The 21932-nt window shown below is 34.9% G+C and carries 18 protein-coding genes and 1 tRNA gene; 6 read left to right on the forward strand and 13 right to left on the reverse strand.

The annotated features are described in order from the left end of the window. Window positions 1-3 precede the first annotated feature (3 nt). Entirely contained in the window at window positions 4-1464 is a 1461-nt protein-coding gene (locus NTZ27_01760) for a PEGA domain-containing protein (GenBank protein ID MCX6173463.1), read from the forward strand. A gap of 20 nt (window positions 1465-1484) precedes the next feature. Here NTZ27_01760 and citF read toward each other — a convergent pair whose 3' ends face one another. From citF to NTZ27_01805, 9 genes are all read right to left on the reverse strand, one after another. Continuing rightward, window positions 1485-3041 (reverse strand): citrate lyase subunit alpha, encoded by a 1557-nt coding sequence (gene citF / locus NTZ27_01765; GenBank protein MCX6173464.1) that lies wholly within the window; start codon window positions 3039-3041, stop codon window positions 1485-1487. Next, on the reverse strand, window positions 3041-4255 hold the full coding sequence (locus NTZ27_01770; protein MCX6173465.1) for an aldolase/citrate lyase family protein: 1215 nt from the start codon (window positions 4253-4255) through the stop codon (window positions 3041-3043). The genes citF and NTZ27_01770 overlap by 1 nt, the downstream gene beginning before the upstream one ends. Beyond that, on the reverse strand, window positions 4212-5738 hold the full coding sequence (locus tag NTZ27_01775; GenBank protein MCX6173466.1) for an MmgE/PrpD family protein: 1527 nt from the start codon (window positions 5736-5738) through the stop codon (window positions 4212-4214). Before NTZ27_01775 ends, NTZ27_01770 begins: the two co-directional genes overlap by 44 nt. Window positions 5739-5994: 256 nt before the next feature. Beyond that, the gene (gene lysF / locus NTZ27_01780; GenBank protein ID MCX6173467.1) at window positions 5995-7968 is read right to left on the reverse strand and encodes a homoaconitase; all 1974 of its coding nucleotides are present in this window, start codon (window positions 7966-7968) and stop codon (window positions 5995-5997) included. 41 nt (window positions 7969-8009) lie between these two features. Next, window positions 8010-8363, reverse strand: a complete 354-nt coding sequence (locus NTZ27_01785; GenBank protein MCX6173468.1) for a four helix bundle protein — start codon at window positions 8361-8363, stop codon at window positions 8010-8012. An 81-nt stretch (window positions 8364-8444) separates the two neighbouring features. Next, window positions 8445-8978 (reverse strand): HD domain-containing protein, encoded by a 534-nt coding sequence (locus NTZ27_01790; GenBank protein MCX6173469.1) that lies wholly within the window; start codon window positions 8976-8978, stop codon window positions 8445-8447. A 68-nt stretch (window positions 8979-9046) separates the two neighbouring features. Continuing rightward, window positions 9047-10225: an isocitrate/isopropylmalate family dehydrogenase gene (locus tag NTZ27_01795; protein ID MCX6173470.1), complete on the reverse strand. Its 1179-nt coding sequence runs from the start codon at window positions 10223-10225 to the stop codon at window positions 9047-9049. 107 nt (window positions 10226-10332) lie between these two features. After that, window positions 10333-12315, reverse strand: coding sequence for a helix-hairpin-helix domain-containing protein (locus NTZ27_01800; protein ID MCX6173471.1), 1983 nt, complete (start codon window positions 12313-12315; stop codon window positions 10333-10335). 6 nt (window positions 12316-12321) lie between these two features. After that, a complete protein-coding gene (locus NTZ27_01805) occupies window positions 12322-13137 on the reverse strand; it encodes a hypothetical protein (GenBank protein MCX6173472.1) in 816 nt (271 codons plus the stop codon). Window positions 13138-13213: 76 nt separating this feature from the next. On the opposite strand from NTZ27_01805, the gene NTZ27_01810 reads away from it, so the two are divergent. Beyond that, window positions 13214-14104, forward strand: coding sequence for a DUF4835 family protein (locus NTZ27_01810; GenBank protein MCX6173473.1), 891 nt, complete (start codon window positions 13214-13216; stop codon window positions 14102-14104). Here the strand turns inward: NTZ27_01810 and NTZ27_01815 are convergent, their stop codons facing one another. Then, a complete protein-coding gene (locus NTZ27_01815; GenBank protein MCX6173474.1) occupies window positions 14105-15226 on the reverse strand; it encodes a hypothetical protein in 1122 nt (373 codons plus the stop codon). 81 nt (window positions 15227-15307) lie between these two features. Continuing rightward, window positions 15308-16501: an aminotransferase class I/II-fold pyridoxal phosphate-dependent enzyme gene (locus tag NTZ27_01820; GenBank protein MCX6173475.1), complete on the reverse strand. Its 1194-nt coding sequence runs from the start codon at window positions 16499-16501 to the stop codon at window positions 15308-15310. Window positions 16502-16621: 120 nt separating this feature from the next. Between NTZ27_01820 and NTZ27_01825 the strand changes: the two genes are divergently transcribed. Next, window positions 16622-17608 carry an NAD(P)-dependent oxidoreductase gene (locus NTZ27_01825; GenBank protein MCX6173476.1) on the forward strand — a complete coding sequence of 329 codons (987 nt, stop codon included), beginning with the start codon at window positions 16622-16624 and terminating at the stop codon, window positions 17606-17608. Window positions 17609-17673: 65 nt separating this feature from the next. Here NTZ27_01825 and NTZ27_01830 read toward each other — a convergent pair whose 3' ends face one another. Further along, entirely contained in the window at window positions 17674-18090 is a 417-nt protein-coding gene (locus NTZ27_01830) for a hypothetical protein (GenBank protein ID MCX6173477.1), read from the reverse strand. 125 nt (window positions 18091-18215) lie between these two features. Between NTZ27_01830 and NTZ27_01835 the strand changes: the two genes are divergently transcribed. Further along, entirely contained in the window at window positions 18216-19556 is a 1341-nt protein-coding gene (locus NTZ27_01835; GenBank protein MCX6173478.1) for an alkaline phosphatase D family protein, read from the forward strand. Between the two features lie 133 nt (window positions 19557-19689). Further along, a tRNA-Ala gene (locus NTZ27_01840) sits at window positions 19690-19762 on the forward strand. 60 nt (window positions 19763-19822) lie between these two features. Here NTZ27_01840 and NTZ27_01845 read toward each other — a convergent pair. Next, window positions 19823-20368 (reverse strand): helix-turn-helix transcriptional regulator, encoded by a 546-nt coding sequence (locus NTZ27_01845; protein MCX6173479.1) that lies wholly within the window; start codon window positions 20366-20368, stop codon window positions 19823-19825. A 166-nt stretch (window positions 20369-20534) separates the two neighbouring features. Here NTZ27_01845 and NTZ27_01850 point away from each other — a divergent pair, with 166 nt between their 5' ends. Further along, complete coding sequence (locus tag NTZ27_01850) at window positions 20535-21884, forward strand: MATE family efflux transporter (GenBank protein ID MCX6173480.1); 1350 nt, start codon at window positions 20535-20537, stop codon at window positions 21882-21884. Window positions 21885-21932 lie beyond the last annotated feature (48 nt).

A 21932-nucleotide genomic window follows, 5' to 3' on the forward strand; every position in this document is an offset into this window, starting at 1 on the left:
ATTATGAGAACAAAAATATTTTTAGCAATTTTTTCACTTATTATTTTTTGTATTAGTTGCGACAAAGAAGTTTTCACTGGTGTAATAGAATCTTCTATAGAACAAGATGGTAAAATCTTTATTCAAAGCAATCCTTCAGCTGCAAAAATATTTTTAGGTACACATAATATGGGGCAGATTACTCCAGATACATTGGTATGGCTCAGATCAGGTGATTATGATATAACATTAAAATTAGATTTTTATAAAGATACATTAATAAGAATAAATGCAAATGATGGTAAAGTCACAAATGTTTTTGTAGACTACACTACTAATCCCGGTCACTATGGAAAAATTGCCTGTTATTCTATTCCTAATGGTGCTGATCTCTATTTGAATAATTTGAAGATGAATAAAAAAACGCCTTATACAATCTCTGGTTTAACCCCAGGATATTATAATGTCAAATGTACTTTCCCTGAGTTCAGATCTGATAGTTTAAAGGTTGCTGTATATGGGGGAAAGGTATCAAATGCTAATCTTATCTTGGAGGATACTACTAAGTATGTGAGTTATACAACTCGTAATTCCGGAATAAACGATGATTATTTAACGTCGATTGTAATCGATAAAAACAATAATAAATGGATTGCTACTGTTGATAAGGGTCTAAACAAATTTGACAGCAAGAATTGGTTTTCTTACAATACTAATAATTCACTTAGGTCTAGCTACATAAACTGTTTGGCTATAGATAATCAGAATAATCTTTGGGTTGGATTTTCAAACGGTCTAATGATGTACAACGGGACTAACTGGACTGATTTTTCTGGGGATATTCAAAATCGTTTTGTAACAGCTATAAAATTTGATAAAGTTGGAAATGGTTGGATTGGAACGCAAAAAGGATTAGTAAAATATGATGGAATTAACTGGCGGATTTACTCAACTTCTAATTCTGGTTTAGCCTCAGATTATATAACATGTTTGGATATTGCTACTGATGGCAAAATATGGATTGGAACTGATTTAGCTGGTATATGCGTTTTTGATGGGTTAAATAGTTGGCAGGTTTGGAACATGCTTAATATGCAGCTAGGGCAAAATTTAGGAAATGTTATTTATTCTATTGCATGTGACTTTTATGGGACGATTTGGGTCTCTCATGCTAGCGATGATAAACTTGGTTACCGAGGAGGTATTAGTCAATACAATGGTAATAAATGGAATATTGCTTCATTTGCTGGATTCTCAAATGATGGTGTTCATTATATTTATGTTGATGAAAATAATGCTAAATGGTTTTGCAGTGTTGGAGGTTTAGGTAAGTTTACATCTGCAAATGGATTTTCATATTATAGTAAAATGTATACCGGTCTACAATCCAATAATATAGTTAGTGTTGCTCTGGATAAATCCGGTAATCTTTGGATTGCAACTTATGGCGGTGGCCTTTCAAAATTTAAGAAAGGAAATTTTTAATTTTATTAGATTCATAAAATTTACATCTGAAGTTGATATACGGAATCTAGGACAGTTCCATCGACCCATTTAACAACTGCAACTGCTTTTTTCTTATCAACTTTTGGTTTTGCAGGTGGACCGCCGCAGATTTCGTATACTTCTTTTTGAATCTCCTTTATAGAACGAATTGGTAACGAAGAATTTTTGACTGCGTTTAATAAATCTTTTCTTTTTGGATTAATGGCAATTCCTCTTTCTGTAACGATTACATCAATTAATTCTCCCGGTCCGCAGAGTGTTGTTACTTCATCAAGTATTACCGGAATTCTATCGCGAAAAGAAGGTACCGCGATGATTGTACATTTTGAGTAAAGGCAATTTTGCCATCCTCCGATTCCATGAAGCAAATATCCATCCGAATGCGAAACAACATTTGCATTAAAGTTTATATCAACTTCCGTTGCACCAAGAATAGCAGCATCAACCATAGAAGCAAAATTTCCTTTACCATGATAATTGTAACTTGTAAACGGAGTTGTCATAACATGATTCGAATTATCACGCATTGATCGTACACCATCAAGATCGAAAGTTTGTCCGTCAAGAATGTAATCTGTCAGTCCTTCTTCCAATAATTCAACTAAATATTTTGTAGAGCCGCCTCGAATGAAACGAGCTTTAATTCCTTTTGCTTTCATGATTTCTTTTAAGAAAAGAATAACAGCTAAGTTTGTTCCGCCTGCACCTGCTTGATATGAAAATCCGTCCTTAACAATTCCAGCTTCGTTCATAAACTTTGCGATATATTCAGCAATTAAAAGTCTATCCGGACTTTTAGTCATTTCAGTTGTACCGCTAACAATCTTTGAAGTATCGCCAAGAGAATCAACATGAACAACATAATCAACATTGTTGCCTTGGATTTGCCAAGGTACACATGGAAATTGAACGAGGTTATCTGTAACAACAATAACTTTGTCAGCATATTCTGAATCAGCAAGTGCAAAACCAAGTCCGCCGCAAGCAGATTTACCATTTACACCATTTGCATTTCCAAATGGATCGGCAGTTGGTGCTGCGATTACTGCAATATCAATATGAACTTCACCATCTTGGATTGATTGATATCTTCCTCCGTGAGAACGAAGAACGCCGATACCTTTCATCTTTCCCTCGGTTGTAAATTTTCCGAGAGGACCATTCATGCTTCCTTCAATATGGTGAATTGTTCCGTCTCTTAAATATCTAATTAAATACGAGTGACAAGGAAAAGATGCGCTTGGAAACCAACGAATATTTTTTACGCTCATCGAATGAATTGTATCAAATAAAATATTTGTCAGTTGATCTCCATTTCTAAGGTGATGATGTGTAGAAATTGTCATTCCATCTTTTAGTCCCGCTTTCTTAAGAGCATCTTTCAAACTTTTTACTTCTTTATTTCCATCAGCAGGATATTCTGCGCATGATCTGATTGGAGGGTTAGCAATTCTTCCACCTGATTTATATTTATCAACACCCTTAAACGAAATTTGTTTTTGTCCGTTGATAATTGTTGGAACTAATCTTCCGACAGCATTTTTTATCAGTTTCATTACTTATTCCAATTTTTATCTAAAAGATTATTTAAGATCGCTAACTTAATTGTATGTTGTGCACGTTTAACAACCGGTGCATCTATCATTTTACTGCCGAGAGCTACAACGCCAAGTCCGTTCTTTTCAGCTTCATTGAATGCAAGAACAATCTTTTTTGCTTTCTCGATTTCTTTTTCAGGTGGTGCAAATGCATCATGTACAACTTTTATCTGACGAGGATGAATACAACCTTTCCCTTCAAATCCAAGAGCTTTGGCTTCAAGAACACTACCTTTTAATCCTTCCATATCATCAACATCTGAAAAGACAGTATCAATTGCTTGAACTCCGGCAGCTTTTGCTGAATTAACAACAGCGCTTCTTGCATAAAAACTTTCTTTACCTTCGTTTGTTCTTTCAACCCCAAGATCGGCAGTGTAATCTTCAAGTCCAACTGCAAGAGCACAAACTTTATCGGAAGCATTGGCAATCTCGTAAGACTTAACAACTCCGAGCGCACTTTCAATTATCGGCATTAAATATATTTCTGCCGAGATATTATTCATCGCTTTAATAACATTTATTTCTTCCTCAACATCTTTAACTGTTATTGCGGATTCACACTTCGGTATGAGAATAACATGTATGTTATGAGGTACAACAAATTTCAAATCATTTAATCCCATCGGCAATTGATTGATTCGTACCATTCTTTCTGCGCCGTAGAAATCAACTGCACAAAGGGCATTACGTACTAAATATCTTGCAGAATCTTTTTCAGTTGGTGCAACACTGTCTTCGAGGTCTAGAATTATTCCGTCAGGTTTATGCAGACCGGCATTCGAATAAAATTTTGGCTCATTACCCGGAAGATAAAGTCTGCTTCTACGCATTCTATCTCTTTGAGTTAAGTAATAATTATTTTTATTCATTGATGGGAGAAATTCTCTTGGATCATCCGGTCTAAGTTTTTTATAAGCAGCTTCAAATCTTGCAGCAAGTGTAAACGGAAGTGCACCATAATCTTCAACCAATATTTCGGCATGCTTGATTTCAAAGAAATCGCATATCAATATTATCATATCATTGATGTCTTGACCGTACATTGAATTAACTTTGCTCTGAACGGAAGATTTAATCCCTTTGATTTTTGTTAACTCAATTTCAACGAAGCAATCGGAGCGGACATTACTTCCGCGTTTTCCTGCCGATCCCTTTTTTACTCCTAGCATTTTTCACCTTTTTGTTTACTACAGATTTCTTTTTCTTAACTGCAGATTTTTTTATTGTAAGCTTAGACATAAAATACCTTGCATTCAAATTATCACAATTAAAGATCATCTCTTTAATTTCTTGCTGTTGTTTCTTTGATAGGATATTATCTGATAATCCATTGAATTTATTTTCTAGGTCTTCGATTGTCATCGGTTCGCGCGGATCACCTTTCGGATATTCCAAATATTTAGAAAACTCTTTTCCGTCTTTTGTCCTTATAACAACTTTTGATGGCTGCTTTGCCGGGAACATATTTCCAAATTCCAAAGATGCTTCACCTTTGATCTTATCAATCACTACCCAGATTCTTGGGTCTCTCATTTTTTCATCACTGAACGATTGAGTTGTGATCTTTCGGTCTACTATTACCGCTGCGATACAGTAGGGGAGTGAGTGATCTGCAGTTTCTCGGGATTCCGGACGATATTTATGAGGATCAAATAATATATCATAAGCTCTTGCGATAGTTGTTAAAGTTACAGATTCGATTTCATCATATTTAATATCGTTATATTTTACAACATCAAGAGTAGCCGAGATGTGAGTATGAGTTAGCGCTTCGGTCGGGTATGCTTTCATACTGCATTCTAAAATTTTCCAACTCTTACCCAAATCTTTAGTCAACGCATCCAAATCCCAAGACCATTCCGATTTACCTTCTCTTCCTTTCATTATTACAGGTTTTAATTTTTCTTCTTTTGAATTCCATCCGCCGAAGCAATCCATAAATCCTTCTTTGCCTTCAAAAACTTTTTCTGTTCCGGTATAACCCTTTTGCGCCATCAATGCGGCAAATACTCCGCTTTGTGTTGCCATCGGATCAACAGTATTTTTCATCATTGTAAGTTTGCCGGCAGTCGGACAGCCGATTGTATGATTATGTGAGCCGCTGATTCCAATTACATTTACCATTTGATCAACTGTTAATCCTAAAATTTTTCCGGCAACAATAGGAGAAACAAATTGTGTCAATGTTGCATGATGCCATTTGCGTTCTCGTACTCCCGGTTTTGCAAATAAGCATAATCTTTGTTCGAACTCGTAGGCAAGAACGATTGCAACGATTACCTCTTTCATTGATGCGCCAACTAACTCAGCAACAGAAAGTGCGGCTGGAATTATATCTGAAGGATGTGATGGATCTTCCTTCCAATAAATATCATTGAAGTCGAGTGAACGTATCATCAAAGAGTTTACAAGCGTTGCATTTACTGCCGGAATTTTTTCACCAAAGGCAAATACAGTTGCTTCCGGTTTACCTCCCATCTGTTTATAAATATTGCGGATGATATTTACATCTTTTGTTTTGTAAGCACCAAATGCACAGCCGATCGAATCATATAAATATCTTTTGACTTCATTGATTACTTCCTTCGGTAAATCTTCATATTTCAAGTTGACTGCAAACTCTGAAATTACTCGTGAAATGGATTTTCCCATGTTTGTTTCCATAGTTTTTATATTGATGAATTTCTAAAAGAAAAAGAAAAGCGTGAGAACTATTTATTTTGCCAGTTAGTTTCGAAAACTTTTGGAAAGTTGAGCCAAGGGAAGAGTTGTTTTGAAGTATTTGATTTTTTCTTTTGCATAAAAATTTGTCAGACTGAAATATTTTTGATGCTAAATTATCGTTTTGCTTTCAGTTTAGCAATTCGTTTCTATCGTCTAAAAATGACTTAAATATTAAAATTCTCAATTATAAATTTCTCTTGACCCATTCTTCCAATCCGCCGGTAACAATAAGTTCTTGAGCAGCTTCGCCCACCGGATCAATAGAATAAGTTTTGTTATTTGCTTTCAAGACAGAATTTTGAAAATCTATCTTGGCAGTAATTTCTGTCTTAACAGTTAGTTTATCTTTGCTGTACTTAGCTTTCAAATCATCAACTAATTCGGGACATTCAATAACAAGAAAACCGTTGTTGAGTGCATTGCGTTTATATGTTTCGTTGAACGAACCGGCAATTACTAAACTGATACCGCGATACTTAAGAGCTGTTGCAGCTTGTTCACGCGAACTTCCGGTTCCAAAATTGAATCCGCCGACAAGAATATCTCCGTCATTTACAATCTTGCCAAACTCAGAATCGTAATTTTCCATTACAACTTTAGCTTGATCTTGCGGGGTCATATCATCATTGTACGTGTACTTGCCAGGATAAATTCCATCTGTGTTCAAATTATCTTGATAGCAGAAAATTAATTCACCGCTAAGTTGAGAAGGGAATCCATCTATGATATTAACTTTCGTTTTAGTTTTTTCTTTTTTGGAATTTATTTTTATTTCACCAAGTATTTTGCCTGGAGAATCTTGAAAATCGAAACTAATAAAACCGGCTAAAGCAGAAGAAGCAACAACAGCCGGAGAAGCGAGATATGCTTGAGCATTCGGCGAACCCATTCTTCCTTTGAAATTTCTGTTGGTTGCAGAAATACCAACTTCACCATCTTCAAGCAAACCAGTTCCAAGTCCGATACATGGACCGCAGCTTGGCGGGAGGGGAATTGCACCGGCATCAATTAAAATTTTCCAATCACCTCGCCTTTCACTTTCTGCCTGTACTTCACTCGATGCTGCGGCAATATAAAATTTAACATGCCCGGCAAATTTTTTACCTCGAACAACTGATGCAGCTTCTGCAATATCATCAACCCGGGAATTCACACATGAGAGTAAATATGCTTTGTTGATCTTCACTTGTTTCTTCTTGATCTCTGAAATCGAAGTCATAGTTTTTACTGTGTTCGGACCGGAAACATGTGGTTCAATTGAGGAGAGATCAATTGAAAGCTCTTTTGCATAGAAAGCATTTGCATCTGCTTTCAATTCTGACAATTCTTTTTCGAGTTGAGCAATTTTTTTTTCATTTATGCGTGGATGAATACCATTCCCATCAATATCAGAATGAACTCCTTCTAATCCGCGAAGAGCAATAAGTTTTGCGCGACGCTTCAACCATTCGATTGTGATTTCATCAATTGGAAATACGCCTGCCATTGCACCCCATTCTGTTGTCATGTTCGAGATTGTAAGTCTCTGATCAATTGCTAATTGTTTTATTCCATCGCCGACAAACTCAATTGCATGATTTAAAACTTCATCATGATTAAAAAATCCACAGAGAGCAATAATAATATCTTTACCTGTCACACCAGGTTGGAGTTTCCCTTCCAATTCTACTTTTGCAATCGGAGGAACTTGCCACCATGTACGCGATGTCGCCCAAATAGCAGCAGCATCAGTACGGACGATTGGAGTTCCAAGACAACCAATTCCGCCATACATATTTGAATGACTATCGGATGCAACCGCCATAGTTCCGGGCCAAGCATATCCTTCTTCGATCATAATTTGATGTCCGATACCACGACCCGCTGGATAAAAATCTGCACCCATTGATTTTGAAAATTCTTCTATCTTTTTGTACTTCTGTAAATTTTTTTCATCTTTGTTTTGAATATCATGATCGAGAGTGTGAACAACTTGCCTGGAATTTGCAAGTTTAGTGGCGCCAATACTTTTAAATTTTGGAATTACAGCACCGGTGTTATCGTGTGTCATTACATAAGCAGGACGAATTGAAATGTAGTTTCCTGCATGAACAATATGATTGGGTGATAATCCTACTGCATGTTTCTGAGCAATCTTTTCGATTAATGTCTGGTTCATAATTTATTCCGTGAAAAGTCAAAGGTTAAAAGTGAAAATGATTAAGTCCTTTGAATTAATTTTGACATCATTGCAAATATTTGATTTATAAGAATATTTAATTTATCAATTTGTTCAATATTGATATAAGATAATCGCTGAGCAATTTCAATCTGCGCATCTATTTCAACCAAAGATGATCTTGATATTTCATAAAATCGTTTTCTTTCGAGACTACTTTTACGAGCAGAACCTTCTGCAATGTTAGATATTACTGAAACCGCAGCTCTTCTAAGCTGACTGCTTAATCCAAAAATTTCTTCTTTTGGAAAATTTTTTGTAATACGATATATCTCGGTAACTAATTCAAAACTTCTATTCCATACCTCTAATTTTTTATGATTAAGCTCCAGCATTTTACCCCCTCATTTATTTTTAAAGTTACTGTATTCTTTTCACGTTTGATGATTGACCTTTCACCTTTGACTTTTCACCTTTCACGCCTTAAACGGTTCGAATGAAACAAAATCTGCATGATGAACAATTATTGATTCAACACTGCGTTTGCCTAGATCACCTTCTTTTGAATGATAAGCGATTATGTGTAAAACTTCTGGCGGTAAACCGAAACGATCTGCTATTGCAACTCCACTGAATGGATGGCGAAGTAATTTACCTGTTGGACTTGTAGTTAACTTACCATCAACTTTATCATATTCGATCAACTTTCCTACATCAATTAAAATTGCACCGGCAATAAGATAATCCATATTGATTTGTATCGAATCGCCGAAATTTCCTTTCATTCTTTTTGCAATTTCAACTGCAAGCTGTACACAAGTACGCTTATGATTCATGAATGAAATGTTGCAGTCTTTTATCAGTAGAGAAAATGGGATCACTTCTAGATCTTCAATTGATAAAACTGAATTTTCTATTGCATATATCCAGCAATCAATTACTTTCTCTCTAAGCACACTATCGTTAAGCAACTCAATTTCCGGCCAGAGTTTTTTTACTATTTCTTTCATGGTTACTCCGTAAGAGGTAAGAGGCGAGAAGCTAGAGGTTTAACTTCTAACCTCTTGCCTCTAGATTTTTATAATTTATTAATAACGGCATCCGTCAATTGTTGTGTAGAAACTGCACCACGTTGGAAAACATCCGCCCCACCTTTTAATTTTAACATATCATAAGTGCGGACTTTTCCTTCCTCAATAACTTTTGCAATTGCATTTTTTATTTTTGAAGCAATTTCTTTTTCACCAATATGTTCCAGCATCATAACAGCACTCATAAACATAGCAATTGGATTAACAATTGATGGATTTAATTTTTCATATTTTGGTGCTGAGCCATGAGTAGGTTCAAACACTGCAACTTCATCACCAAGATTTGCACTGCATGCAAAGCCAAGTCCGCCTATCAATCCGGCAAAACCATCGCTTATAATATCTCCAAACATATTTTCTGCAACGATAACTCCGTACTCTTCCGGATTTTTAGTAAGCCACATCATCTGCGCATCAATATTAGTATCCCACAAAGAAATTTTTGGATATTCTTTCGCAATTTCTTTTGCAATCTTAAACATCATACCTGATGTTTCTCGAAGTACATTTGGTTTTTCGCACAGGGTAACATTTGAATATCCAAATTTTTTGGCATACTCAAAAGCCGCACGGATAATTCTTTCACTCGCTTTTTTTGTTACGATTCTTGTTGAGATAGCCATCTCTTCACTTGGCACATGTGCGAATGTTTTCATTCTTGGATTTGTTTCAAATGCGTCACGAACAACTTTAGGCGGATTAGTCCATTCAACACCGGCATATAATCCTTCCGTATTTTGTCTGAAAATAACTGTGTTCACCATCGGTTCTTCAAATCCACCTTCTGCACTTCTACGTATAAAGTTTAAAGGATTTCCCTTAAAAGAAATACAAGGACGAATACAAATATCTAAATTAAATTTTTGTCTTAGCGAAACGATTGGTGAAAAATAAATGTATCCTTTTCCTTGAAGTGAGGCACTAAGTTCTTTTTCAGCAGCATCTTTAGGTTTGCTTGTAATAGCACCAAACAAAGCAATTTTGTAATGTGAAATTAGATCAACAGTTCTTTGCGGAAGTGCGTTTCCTTCTTTGCACCAAAAATCCCATCCGATATCGCCCCAAACATAATTAGCTTTGAACCCGGTGGCTTCTAATAATCTTATTGATTCTGGTAATACTACTTTTCCAATTCCATCTCCGGGAAGGGCAACAATTGTTCTCATGATAAGTCCTCAATAATTAGAAAATTTTGTAATGCAACTTAGAGAGTATAGTACAATTTGGCAAGGTAAAGAGATTAGAGTTGAATGAATTGTAAAATTATTTTTGATCAAAACTTGAAATCCAACTGAAAACTTAATCTATTATCAACATTACTGTTAATAAGTGTATCACCACTTCCCATAGTTTTATCATTTGGTTTGATTAGCTCTGAATATTTCATCGAAAGTGATAGACCGAATGATGTGTTGTATCTCGCAACCAGATACCATCGCATTCCATCGCCGTAAAGAGCAGGGTTAGACATTACTCCTGTCAGATCATTTTCAAATTCATAAACACGTGAATCATATGAATCAGTTTGGAAGAAAACTATTCTACCGGAAAAACTTAGCGAAGCTGTAGGCGCATATTTTACATCTTGAAAAATCAATAATCCTCTTTCACTTTCACTAATAGTAGTTGTATAAATTTTCACAAATTCAATTCTTGATCTCATCTGGACGAAATTAGACAACTTGTAAAGTAATTCCGTTCTCAAATTGTCTTTTCTTCTACTGAGTACACCGTATTCTCCATTTAATGCGGCAACACTTTCTTTTAATTGATTTGTATATCTTAAACGGAATTCCGTATCACGGAATGGTTTTACAGAATAGTAGATTAAAAATTCATTCCCTTTAATCGCGAGAGGTAATTTTTCATCACCGATCGGATACTTAAATTGATCGTAATAGAAATTAAATTTACCGTAGATTGTCTGCCACCTAAAACCGGTATAAAAACCGGATTCATTTTGAGTTCCATCTTTCTCTCCAAAACCGTTTGAGTGTAAGCTCCAATAATCATAAGGATAATTTCTGTAAGAAAAGAGAAGAGAGAAATTTTTATCAACGGCGATTTCTGCGCTGTTTATTGTAGCAAGAGAGATTTTATTATATGCAGCTTCTCCGCTTAAATAAATTTTTCCAAATGAAAAATTGTAATTACCAGCAAAGTAATCGAATCTACTTCCGGATGGATCAAGCAAGGAGTTATATTGAAAATCATTTCCAAAAGTTGAATTGTAGTATAGAAGACCAACCGACCCGGTCTCACCAAAAGTATAATCGGCAGATATTCCAAATAATTTTTCATTTATTATTCTTTTGTGTGCAACTTCGGAAGAATCGCGGTGAAGTCCGTCTAATCTTATTGAAGTGATTTGATTTGTAGATTTATCAATCGAACCGTCTAAATTTCTTACTGAATAAAATGTATAGAAGTTTATATTATTAAAACTAAACTGCACTGCAGCACCGCGTAGGAACATGTTCTCATCTGGACTTAAATATGGAATGATACCTTTACCATTTCTTGGAAGTATCCCAACAGTTTCAATTCCTTTGCTGATTGAATACCGGCTCCAAAGCGCAAGACCATGACCAAACTCGAACAAGAAATCTCCCGCAACAAAATTTTTAATAAAACTAATATCTCTTGCATAGAAATGAAATGTAGTGAAATCGTTAAATGATTTTTCTCCGGGATCTTTTTCTGCTAAAACTCCAACACGAATATTATTGTCTTTGCTCACAACGAAACGATTATAAATTTTCCAGCTTGAGCCGTAATATTTCCCATCACTAAAAGCTTTGTCCTGTTGAAGATCATAAATACCACGGGAACGAAGTGTGAAATCAATTGCCTTAAAACTTTTATTTATCGAATCAAAAAAAGATACATCTTTAACATCGCCAAAAATCAAATAGGGAATTATTCGATCAATCAATTCCTCGCTAACACCTTCGACCGATCTTAAATCGTTCTCGTTTTTAATTCCACCCAATAAATTTCTCTGTCTAACAATTGCTATTGCCGATTGCCTATCAATATTTGGTATCTTCATTAATTCTGCAATTGAAGCTGTGTTGACAGCAATTTTATTTTGCATCAGATATTCAACCAGATCATAGTACTCCACACCTTCTTTATCTGTTGTTGCATCCTCGAGGACATCGTAAAGATTTTTTTGCAAAGCGGTGCTATCAACTTGTGAGTGTATTGTAAGTGTAAAAGAAAATATTATTATTAGTAGGAATAAGAAGTTCATCAAAGATTAATTATTTGTAAAATGAATGATTAAACCAAACTGATGAGTTAAACCAAGATCGGGATGTGAGAAAAAAGCATAATCAACTTGAACGAACTGATAAATAATTCCAATACCACCCGAGTAAGTATTCGGTTCGTTCGATGTCCCAATCCTAAGTTTGAAAAAATCCACCATTGAATATTCAGTACCTAATCTGATTGATGGATTAAAACCAATTTCCTTTTTTACGGCTGCACTGAATACAAGATCTTTAACAAATTTTAGATCTGCACCAAGCCAAAATACAGTTGGTATATCGTTAGATTCATTTGTTATTGATGATCTGGTTACATTATTAATAGCAAATCCAATTCCTATCTGATCATTCAACTTTGCAATAGCTCCAACGTTGAAAACAATAACACCTTTACTACCGTAATTTTTTATCGAGATGCTATGATAAACTGAGCTCAATCCGATGAAGAAATTATTTGCGATCTTTTTTCCGTAGCCGATAGCAAACTTATTTTCTTTATAAAGTTCGAAACCATAATTACTGTAACCTGCGCTGAAAGAGCCAAATTGGGTTGGTTCGCAATATGCAACAAATGCATTAGCAAGTTCTTTAACTCCAAACGGAGCGGGTGAATAATAAAAACCAATTTCACGCGTCTTTAATAGAGCCAAACCTGCGGGATTATTAAATAATGAAAAAACATCATTAACTGAAGAAACATCAGAGTGAGCTAAAGCAATTTGTCCTGCCCCAGGTTGTTCTTGCGCGAAACTTTCACCCACAAACTTTAGTAGAAGGCAAAAGAGTACAAAAACGTATTTCATATATCTAACTTAAATGATTGTTTAATTTTTTCCAAATCTCTATTTTGAAATGTGAAATAAAGATTGGAGTGCAGGTATGAAAAAAATATTTGTTGTTTTTTGCATAATTACCTTTCTTCCTGCTTTTCTTGTTGCTCAGGAACTTGATGCAACTGTTATCGTGAAGGATGAACAACTTGATATTTCTTCGCGTGAACGAGTGAACAATTTTAAGGATCAAATCCAGGACTATCTTAATAACACAAAATATACCCGCAAAGCATGGGAAGGTGAAAAGATCAAATGTACATTCAATATTTTTTTTAACGGATCGAGCGATGAAGTAAGTTATTCAGCGCAATTAGTTGTATCCAGCCAAAGACCAATCGAAGGAACTCAACTCAATTCATTAACGATGAGCATTCTCGATAATTCATGGTCATTCAAGTATCAGAAGAATCAAGCAATGTATTTTAATCAAACAGATTTTGATCCGCTTACCAGTCTTCTCGATTTTTATGCATACATAATAATTGGATTCGATTTTGATTCTTATTACAAATTAGGCGGTACTGAATATTTTCAAAAAGCACTAGACATAGCAGCTAAAGGAGGCAGCAGTTCACCTAAGGGCTGGCAATATGAAAGCACTGCATATAATAGAAGAGCATTGGTTGATAATTTATTAAATGCAAAGTATCAGCAATTCCGCCAAGATTATTTTGATTACCACTATAACGGACTCGATCTTTTCCATACCGAAGACCAAAAACAAAGTGCATACAATAATATTGTGAAGTTGATTAATAATTTAGAAAAGATGAGAGATCAGATAGATACGAGAAGTGTTTTGATGAAAATATTTTTTGATGCTAAGGCGGGTGAGTTTATAGAATATTTAAAAAACTATCCTGATAAATCAATTTTTAATACTCTAAAAAAACTTGATCCGCCACATATTTCAAAATATGATGAAGCGATGAAGTAGTTAAATACCAATTTCATAAACTCGGTATTTTTTATAAATCTCACCATTCATTACCTGAGCACCGCGGTTCATCATATCGTTATCTTCTAATATCCAGCTTGCTTCACCAAGAAAAATTCCGTTTTGTGCAGCACGGTTAACTATCTCCCAATAAAATACTGCATCAAGTCCGCGCTTTTGGTATTCAGGAATTATTCCAAGTGTTAGAATTCTTGACCACGTCATTTTTTTCTTTTGTGTATAAAGTTTTAAGAACCCAAATGGGAAAAGTTTTCCGTTCATAGATTTAAAGATTTGATTGTAATCCAACATAACCAAAGCAAAACCGGCAAGTTTATTATCAATCTCTCCAAATAAAAGAAGAGAAGGTTCAACAAGCGGTTTTAAATCTTTTGCCATAGCATCAACTTCTTCTTCTGTGAATGGAACAAAACCCCAGTTCGGTGCCCAAGCTTTATTATAGATATATTTAATTTTTTCTACTTCTTTCTTGTACTCTTTCATGTTAATTGGATAAACTTTTATTCCGGAACGTTTTTGTGCAATCTCAGCAACACGTTTTAGTTTATCAGAAGAGAGAACTTTTTTGCTCTCTAGTTTGTATGCATAAAGATCTTTTGCTTTTTTGAATCCGTAATTATCACAAAGAGCTAAATAGTATTTCGGATTGTAAGTCATCAGTAAACGCGGTTCGTCGTCGAATCCATCAAGTAACATAGCGTACTCATCGTTTGAAGAAGGATTTGCCGGTCCGCGCATTGCATCGCATCCTTTGGATCTTAACCATTCTTTTGCAGTTTCAAAAAGTTTGTTCGCAACTTCTTGATCATCTATACATTCAAAAAATCCGAAGAATCCTACTTTATCATTATGATATTTATTGTGAAGATCATTTTTTATTGCAGCAATTCTCCCGACAAGCTCACCGTTTCTTTCGGCTAAGTACATCTCCATTGCGGCATGTTTGAAGAATGGATTTTTATTCTTATCAAGAATTTTTTTCTTATCGAAGATTAAAGGCGGGACCCAATGAGGATAATCTTTGTAGATTTTCCATGCGAATTTTATGAATGTATCAACGTCCTTTTTAATGCGGACGGTTCTAATATTTATTTGTGACATCGAAATTCCATATCTAATAAATAAGGCTGCTGAGATTTTTGTTCTAGATATTAAATCACAAAGCAGCCTTTCAAAGATTTTTTAGATTAAGCCGATTTCTTTACCAATTTTTTTGAATGTGTTAATTATAAAATCTAAATGTTCATCTTCATGAGTTGACATATAGCTCGTTCTCATCATCTGTCGTCCTTGAGGAACACCAGGAGAAATAAATACATTTACGAAAACACCGGCATCATAAAGTTTACGCCACATTGCAAAAGCTAATTCATCATTTCCAACAATAACAGGAACGATAGCTGTTCTCCCATCAATTATCTTAAAGCCGGCTTCGGTTAATTCTTTTCTTACTTTGTTTGCATTATTAATCAACTTTGGAACTCTCCAAGGTTCTTTTTTCAAAATATCTAAAGCAGCAAGAGCAGCAGCAACAGCCGCTGGAGTTGGAGATGCACTGAATATTAATGCTGCTGAATGATGCTTGAGATAATTAATAACTCTTTCTTTACCGGCTACAAATCCGCCGAGTGATGCAAATGTTTTACTGAAAGTTCCCATTGTTAGATCAACCTCATTTTCCAGATTGAATTCGCTTGCTGTTCCTCTTCCACCTTTACCGATTACACCGACAGCATGAGCATCGTCTATTAATGTTTTTGCATTGTATTTCTTAGCCAAAGCTACAAGCTTTTCTAGATTAACAATTTCTCCTCCCGTACTAAAGACACCATCGCTAACAATTAGCTTACCTGCATCTATTGGTAATTTCTGTAAAACTCTTTCGAGGTCATCCATATCGTTATGTTTGTAACGTTCAAGATTTGCAGTAATTCCTTTAGCCATCATCTGTCCGGCAACAATACAAGCATGATTATCTTTATCGGAAACAACGTACTCATCTCTCCCTTGAACCAAAGTTGGAATTATTCCTTGAGCGGTTTGATATCCAGTAGAAAATAGAAGGACTGCTTCAGAACCAAAAAATTCTGCAAGTTTTTTTTCTAGCTCTATGTGTAGATCTAAAGTTCCTGTAAGATAACGGGAACCTGAACAACCGGTTCCATATTTTTCAACAGCTTTAATAGCAGCTTCTTTAACCAATGGATGAGCAGTGAGTCCTAAATAATTATTTGACCCCGCCATTACCATTTTTTTGCCTTCGATTTGAACAACTGGACCTTCGTTCTCTTCTATGGCGCGGAAATATGGATACAACCCCAATGCTTTGACATCGTCTGCACGCGTGAAATCATAACATTTTTGAAATAGGTCCAAAATTCCTCCGGATTATTTTTCTTGTATTAAATTTTCTATTTTTAGATTGCTTGAAATTCGAGTAAATGATTTTACGAGCGTCAATATAATGAAATTATATTTATAATTAATAAAACGTATATGAAAAATATCTCTGTTGTAACCGGTGCTTCAGGTTTCGTAGGCAGTCACCTTGTTGATAAACTATTAGCTGAAGGTCATCAAGTTAAGTGTATCTTAAGAAAAACAAGCTCTAAGCGCTGGTTAGAAAATAAACCTGTAGAAATTATTGATACCGGGTTATTCGATAAAGATACTCTTAAAAAAATCCTCAAAGATGCTGATTATCTTTTTCATGTGGCAGGAGTAGTAAAAGCAAAAAATAAAGAAGATTACTTTAAGGGGAATGTTGAAACAACACAAAATCTTTTGGATATACTTTCTGAAGTTAATCCAAATATAAAACGTGTTGTTATTGTAAGCAGTCAAACTGCATGCGGTCCTTCGCTTGATGGGAGACCTGTTACAGAAGAAACAAAAGAGCATCCCATTACAACTTACGGAAGAAGTAAGTATGCCCAGGAACAATTAGCAAAAAAGTATATGGATAAACTTCCGATTACTATTATTCGTCCGCCTGCTATTTATGGTCAGCGCGATACCGAGATCTATCTTTTTTTCAAAACTTATAAACAAGGATTAATGGGTCTAATCGGTTTTGATAAAAAACAAGTTAGTATTGTTCATGTTGAAGATTTGGTAAACGGAATTTATTTGGCGGCTACATCTAAGAAATCAATTGGACAAACATATTTTATTGGAAGTGAACAATATTACAATTGGAAAGAAATCGGTGAAGTTTGTCATAAAGCATTCGGGAAGAAAGCTTTCACAATAAAAATTCCTCACTTTATTGTTTACACTGTAGCGGCAATTGCACAATTTTTTGCACTCTTCAGTTCGAAGGCTGCAACATTTAATTTAGAAAAAGCACGTGATTTTGTTCAGAGCGCTTGGACGTGTGATGTTTCAAAAGCAGTTGATGATTTAGGATTTCGTCAGAATGTTTCTTTGGAAGATGGAATGAAGCGGACAATTGATTGGTACAAAGAAATGAAATGGCTATAATTAATTGAGAATTTAGAATGGCGAATTGAGTCTTAAATTAATTATCAATTCTCAATTCGCAATTTTCAATTATCCTTAGCTCCTTCTTGAATCCATATTTTTATTCCATTAATCTGATTTGTATTAAGTGGCTTATAAGGTGAACCAAGCGGCGGCATTATATTTCCGCTTGTTCCTTCTATAGACCAAACAAGTTTACTGTTCTGCGGCAATCCGGGAAAAACCACTTGACTGTTTGCTCTTGTGTTTGACCACGATGTTAAACTTAATCCCGCTGCACTTGTCTGATCATCATGGCATCCGGCACCTGTGCAATGTGCTGTTAGTACCGGTTGAATATATTGTGCGTATTTAACATTAGACGATGGAATTATTATGTTATCAATTCCTGTTATGTTCGCTGTGTCATCGCATGCTGATATAAACATTATACTGAAAAGAGAGAGTATTAAAAAAATATTTATTGCTGATCTATATTTCATTTATTCTAGCCGTTGTTTAATACAAAGATATTTTTGTTCTCTATCTAATTCAATTCTTTTATTGGGGTATCAAAAATTATTCATTATTTTTCTATTAATGAAAATCATTATATAAGGAATATGAAATGAAAGTTCCTGTCAAAATCTATTTTATCTGTATTCTCTTTTTCTTATCGGCTGAGTTATTTGCTCAAGATCTCTTGCAAGCCGGTCCGATGGTTGGTTATAGCTCAATGCGAGAATCAGTACTTTGGGTACAAACTAAATCATCCGCAAAAGTTAAATTCGTTTATTGGAATGTAAATGATCTCCAGAGAAAATATTCTACAAAAGAAATAATTACAAAAGATGAAGATGCGTTTACTGCTAAATTGATATGTGATCAATTAGAGCCGGGGCAAAAATATAATTATGAACTTTATCTTAATGGGAAAAAAGTTGTACGTCCATATGATCTGAAATTTCAAACTCAAGAACTTTGGCAGTGGAGAAAAGATCCGCCGGAATTTAATTTTGTAACCGGAAGCTGTTTGTATATAAATGAACCTATATATGATAGACCGGGAAAACCTTATGGTTCTGAATTCGAAATCTTAGAAAGTATTTATGATAAACATCCTGACTTTATGCTTTGGCTTGGTGACAATCTTTATTTACGTGAAGTTGATTTCGATTCTTGGACTGGAATTATTAAAAGATATACACACGACCGCGCTTTGCCTGAACTGCAACCGGTTCTTGGTTCGATGTCTAACTATGCAATTTGGGATGATCATGATTATGGTCCCAATGACAGCGACAGAGGGTTTTATTTAAAAGATAAAACTTTAACAGCATTTAAACTTTTCTGGGCAAATCCTTCTTATGGAATTAATGGGAAACCGGGGATTACAACTTTTTTCCAGTGGGGAGATGTAGATTTCTTTTTGCTTGATGACCGTTATTACAGAACTCCTAACGATCGTAAAACCGGTGATAAAGAAATGTTTGGCAAAGAACAAATTCAATGGTTGATTGATAACCTTGTTAAAAGTCAAGCGCCCTTTAAAATAATTGCAACCGGCGGACAAATGCTAAATCCCGTTGAAAAAGATTACATAGAACTTTATAACAGATTTCCTGAAGAGAAAGCCAAACTTCTTAAACTAATTCAGGATGAAGGTATTGAAGGCGTAATATTTTTAACGGGTGATAGACACCATTCAGAATTAACAAAACTTGAGAGAGCCGGGGCTTATCCGTTATATGATTTTACTATTTCGTCTTTCACTGCCGGAGTTTCACCCGGTAAAGATGAATTAAATAATTTGAGAGTGCCTGGTAAAATTTCCGATGAGCATAACTTTGCAATTTTCAACATAAGCGGAAAAAGTAAAAACAGAGTTATGAAATGCACAGTATATGATGTAAAAGGGAAAGAGTTATGGAATTATATTATCAATGAAAATGATTTGAAGAACAAATGATGTTTTGATTGGTGATGAGTTGTTAGTGATTGTTTCAATGATTGACAATTCGAATACTGATTATTAGTTTTGATTCATTCGAATTTGTTTTTTGCAATTCTCAATTAGCAATTCTCAATTCTGAATTGCATTTGGGGCTATAGCTCAGTTGGGAGAGCGCTTGAATGGCATTCAAGAGGTCATCGGTTCGAACCCGTTTAGCTCCACAAAAAAAGCGACATAAGTCGCTTTTACTTTAATAACAAGTTCCTTATTAACCAACTTGTTTAATGCCCACTCTCAGCTTTTTTTGTTAGGTCCGCTATTTGTGTAAAACTTGATTGCAGCTTTCTTAATTCAGTTTCTAATTTGTAAATCTTGTAAGATTCAATTGATTCTTTTCCGCCAAGAAGCCAATTAACATCGCATCCTAATTTTAAAAGTTTAACTAAAATTCTTGTCCCAGGTTCTCTTTTTCCGCTGATGTATTGTTGTAACTGCTGCGGGGAAATCTTCATTGCTTCGGCAAGCTTTTTTAATGTGCCGTATTTTCTTTTTGCAAACAAGCGCAACCTTTCACCAACGCCAAGTTGAAGTTTATCATCAGTGAACAAATCTATACTGTCAACGTAATCGCCTTCAAAAAGATTTAGCTCAAATTGGTAATCATCAATTATTTTTTTTATTTGATGATAAAGTTCATCATCAAATTGCGGACTCTCGTTGAGTAAATAGGTAAGTGTTTGGACTTTAATACCAAGTTTCTCGGCAATCATGTTTTGTTTGATGCCGAGCGTGTGGACAAGATATTTTATTTCTTCCTGCTTTGTCATTTTTATTTTAGACCTTTTATAAAGCAGTTGCTTATGCAAAATAGCAAACCTGATTCCATCTGGCAAGTTTTATCTATACCTGTAACATTAATGATGGCGATAAGTCTAAATTTCACAATAAATTCTGTTATGAAGTTTCATTGTTAATTCAATATCTTAGTAACATATGAAATTACAGTTCAATAAAGATCATAAATACATTCTTCACTTAGCCCTACCTGCAATTGCTGGATTATCAACTCAAATGGTTGTTTCGCTTGTTGATACTGCAATGGTTGGCCGTCTTTTTAACGCCGAGTATTATCTTGCAGCAATGGGTATTGGTGTATTTGCCACCTGGGCTGTTGTAAGTCTATTCTCAAGTCTTGCAACCGGAACTCATGTATTGATTGCAAGAAGATTTGGTTCAAAAGAATTTGATAAATGCGGTGATGTTCTTAATACTTCTCTTATTATAGCTTTGTTAATAGGAACTGTTATTGCTTCCATTGTTGTTGCATTTTCTTTCGACATCGCTAATTTCTTTGCAGTTGATCCCAAAGTTGGATTCTATGCCGGACAGTTTTTGCATTACCGTTTTATGGGGATTCCGTTTTTTCTAATAACAGTTTCCTATCGTGGATTTTTCTTCGGGATAGGGAAGACAAAGATTTTTATGTATTCCGCAATTCTTATAAACTTCCTGAACATAATCTTCAATTATTTTTTCATCTATGGCGGATTTGGTATGAAGGGCATGGGTCTCGCCGGATCCGGACTTGGTTCTACAATCGCAACAATTTGCGATGCTTTTTTTTATTTCACTGTTTCATTGTTACCTTCATTCAGACATAAATTTAATTACTTCAGAAATTTTAGATTTAATAAATCAATTGCTTCTTCGATAATAAATATTTCACTTCCGGTATCACTTCAAAATATTTTTATACTTGTTGGATTCTTAAGTTTTATATCTATTACCGGATTTATCGGAACAGCAGAACAAGCAGCAAGTACAATTATTTTTTCTGCACTACAATTTTCTCTTATGCCTTGTTTCGGATTTGGAATTGCCATTCAAACTCTTGTTGGCAATAGTATTGGAAGTGAAGATATTGATAAAGCAAAATATTATGGTTATGAAACTAGTAAACTTGCAAGCATATTTACTCTTTTTGTAGCAATCATTTTCGTAACTATTCCAAGATTAGTTCTTCATCTTATTACTAATGATCAGGTTGTTATTGAAACAGCTGTGCCGGCATTAAGAATAGCCGGAATTGGACAAATATTTTATTCGGTAGGAGTTGTACTCGCAAATGGATTACAAGCTGCAGGTCAGACTCTTTATGTAATGTTGTCCGAGGTAATTGTTAATTGGTTTGTTTTTGTCCCCATCGCTTATTTCTTGGGAGTCTATCTGAAATTTGGTTTGTTAGGCGCTTGGTCTGCACTTCCGTTTTACGTCGTCCTTTATGCGGGTGTTATTTTTTTAAAATTCAAATTTGGCAATTGGAACAAGTATAAGCGTGTGTGACATAAAAAACTTGACAATCTTATCCACGAAGGATATATTTATTACGTA

It is taken from the genome of Ignavibacteriales bacterium, assembly GCA_026390775.1.
GTDB lineage: Bacteria > Bacteroidota > Ignavibacteria > Ignavibacteriales > Melioribacteraceae > Fen-1258.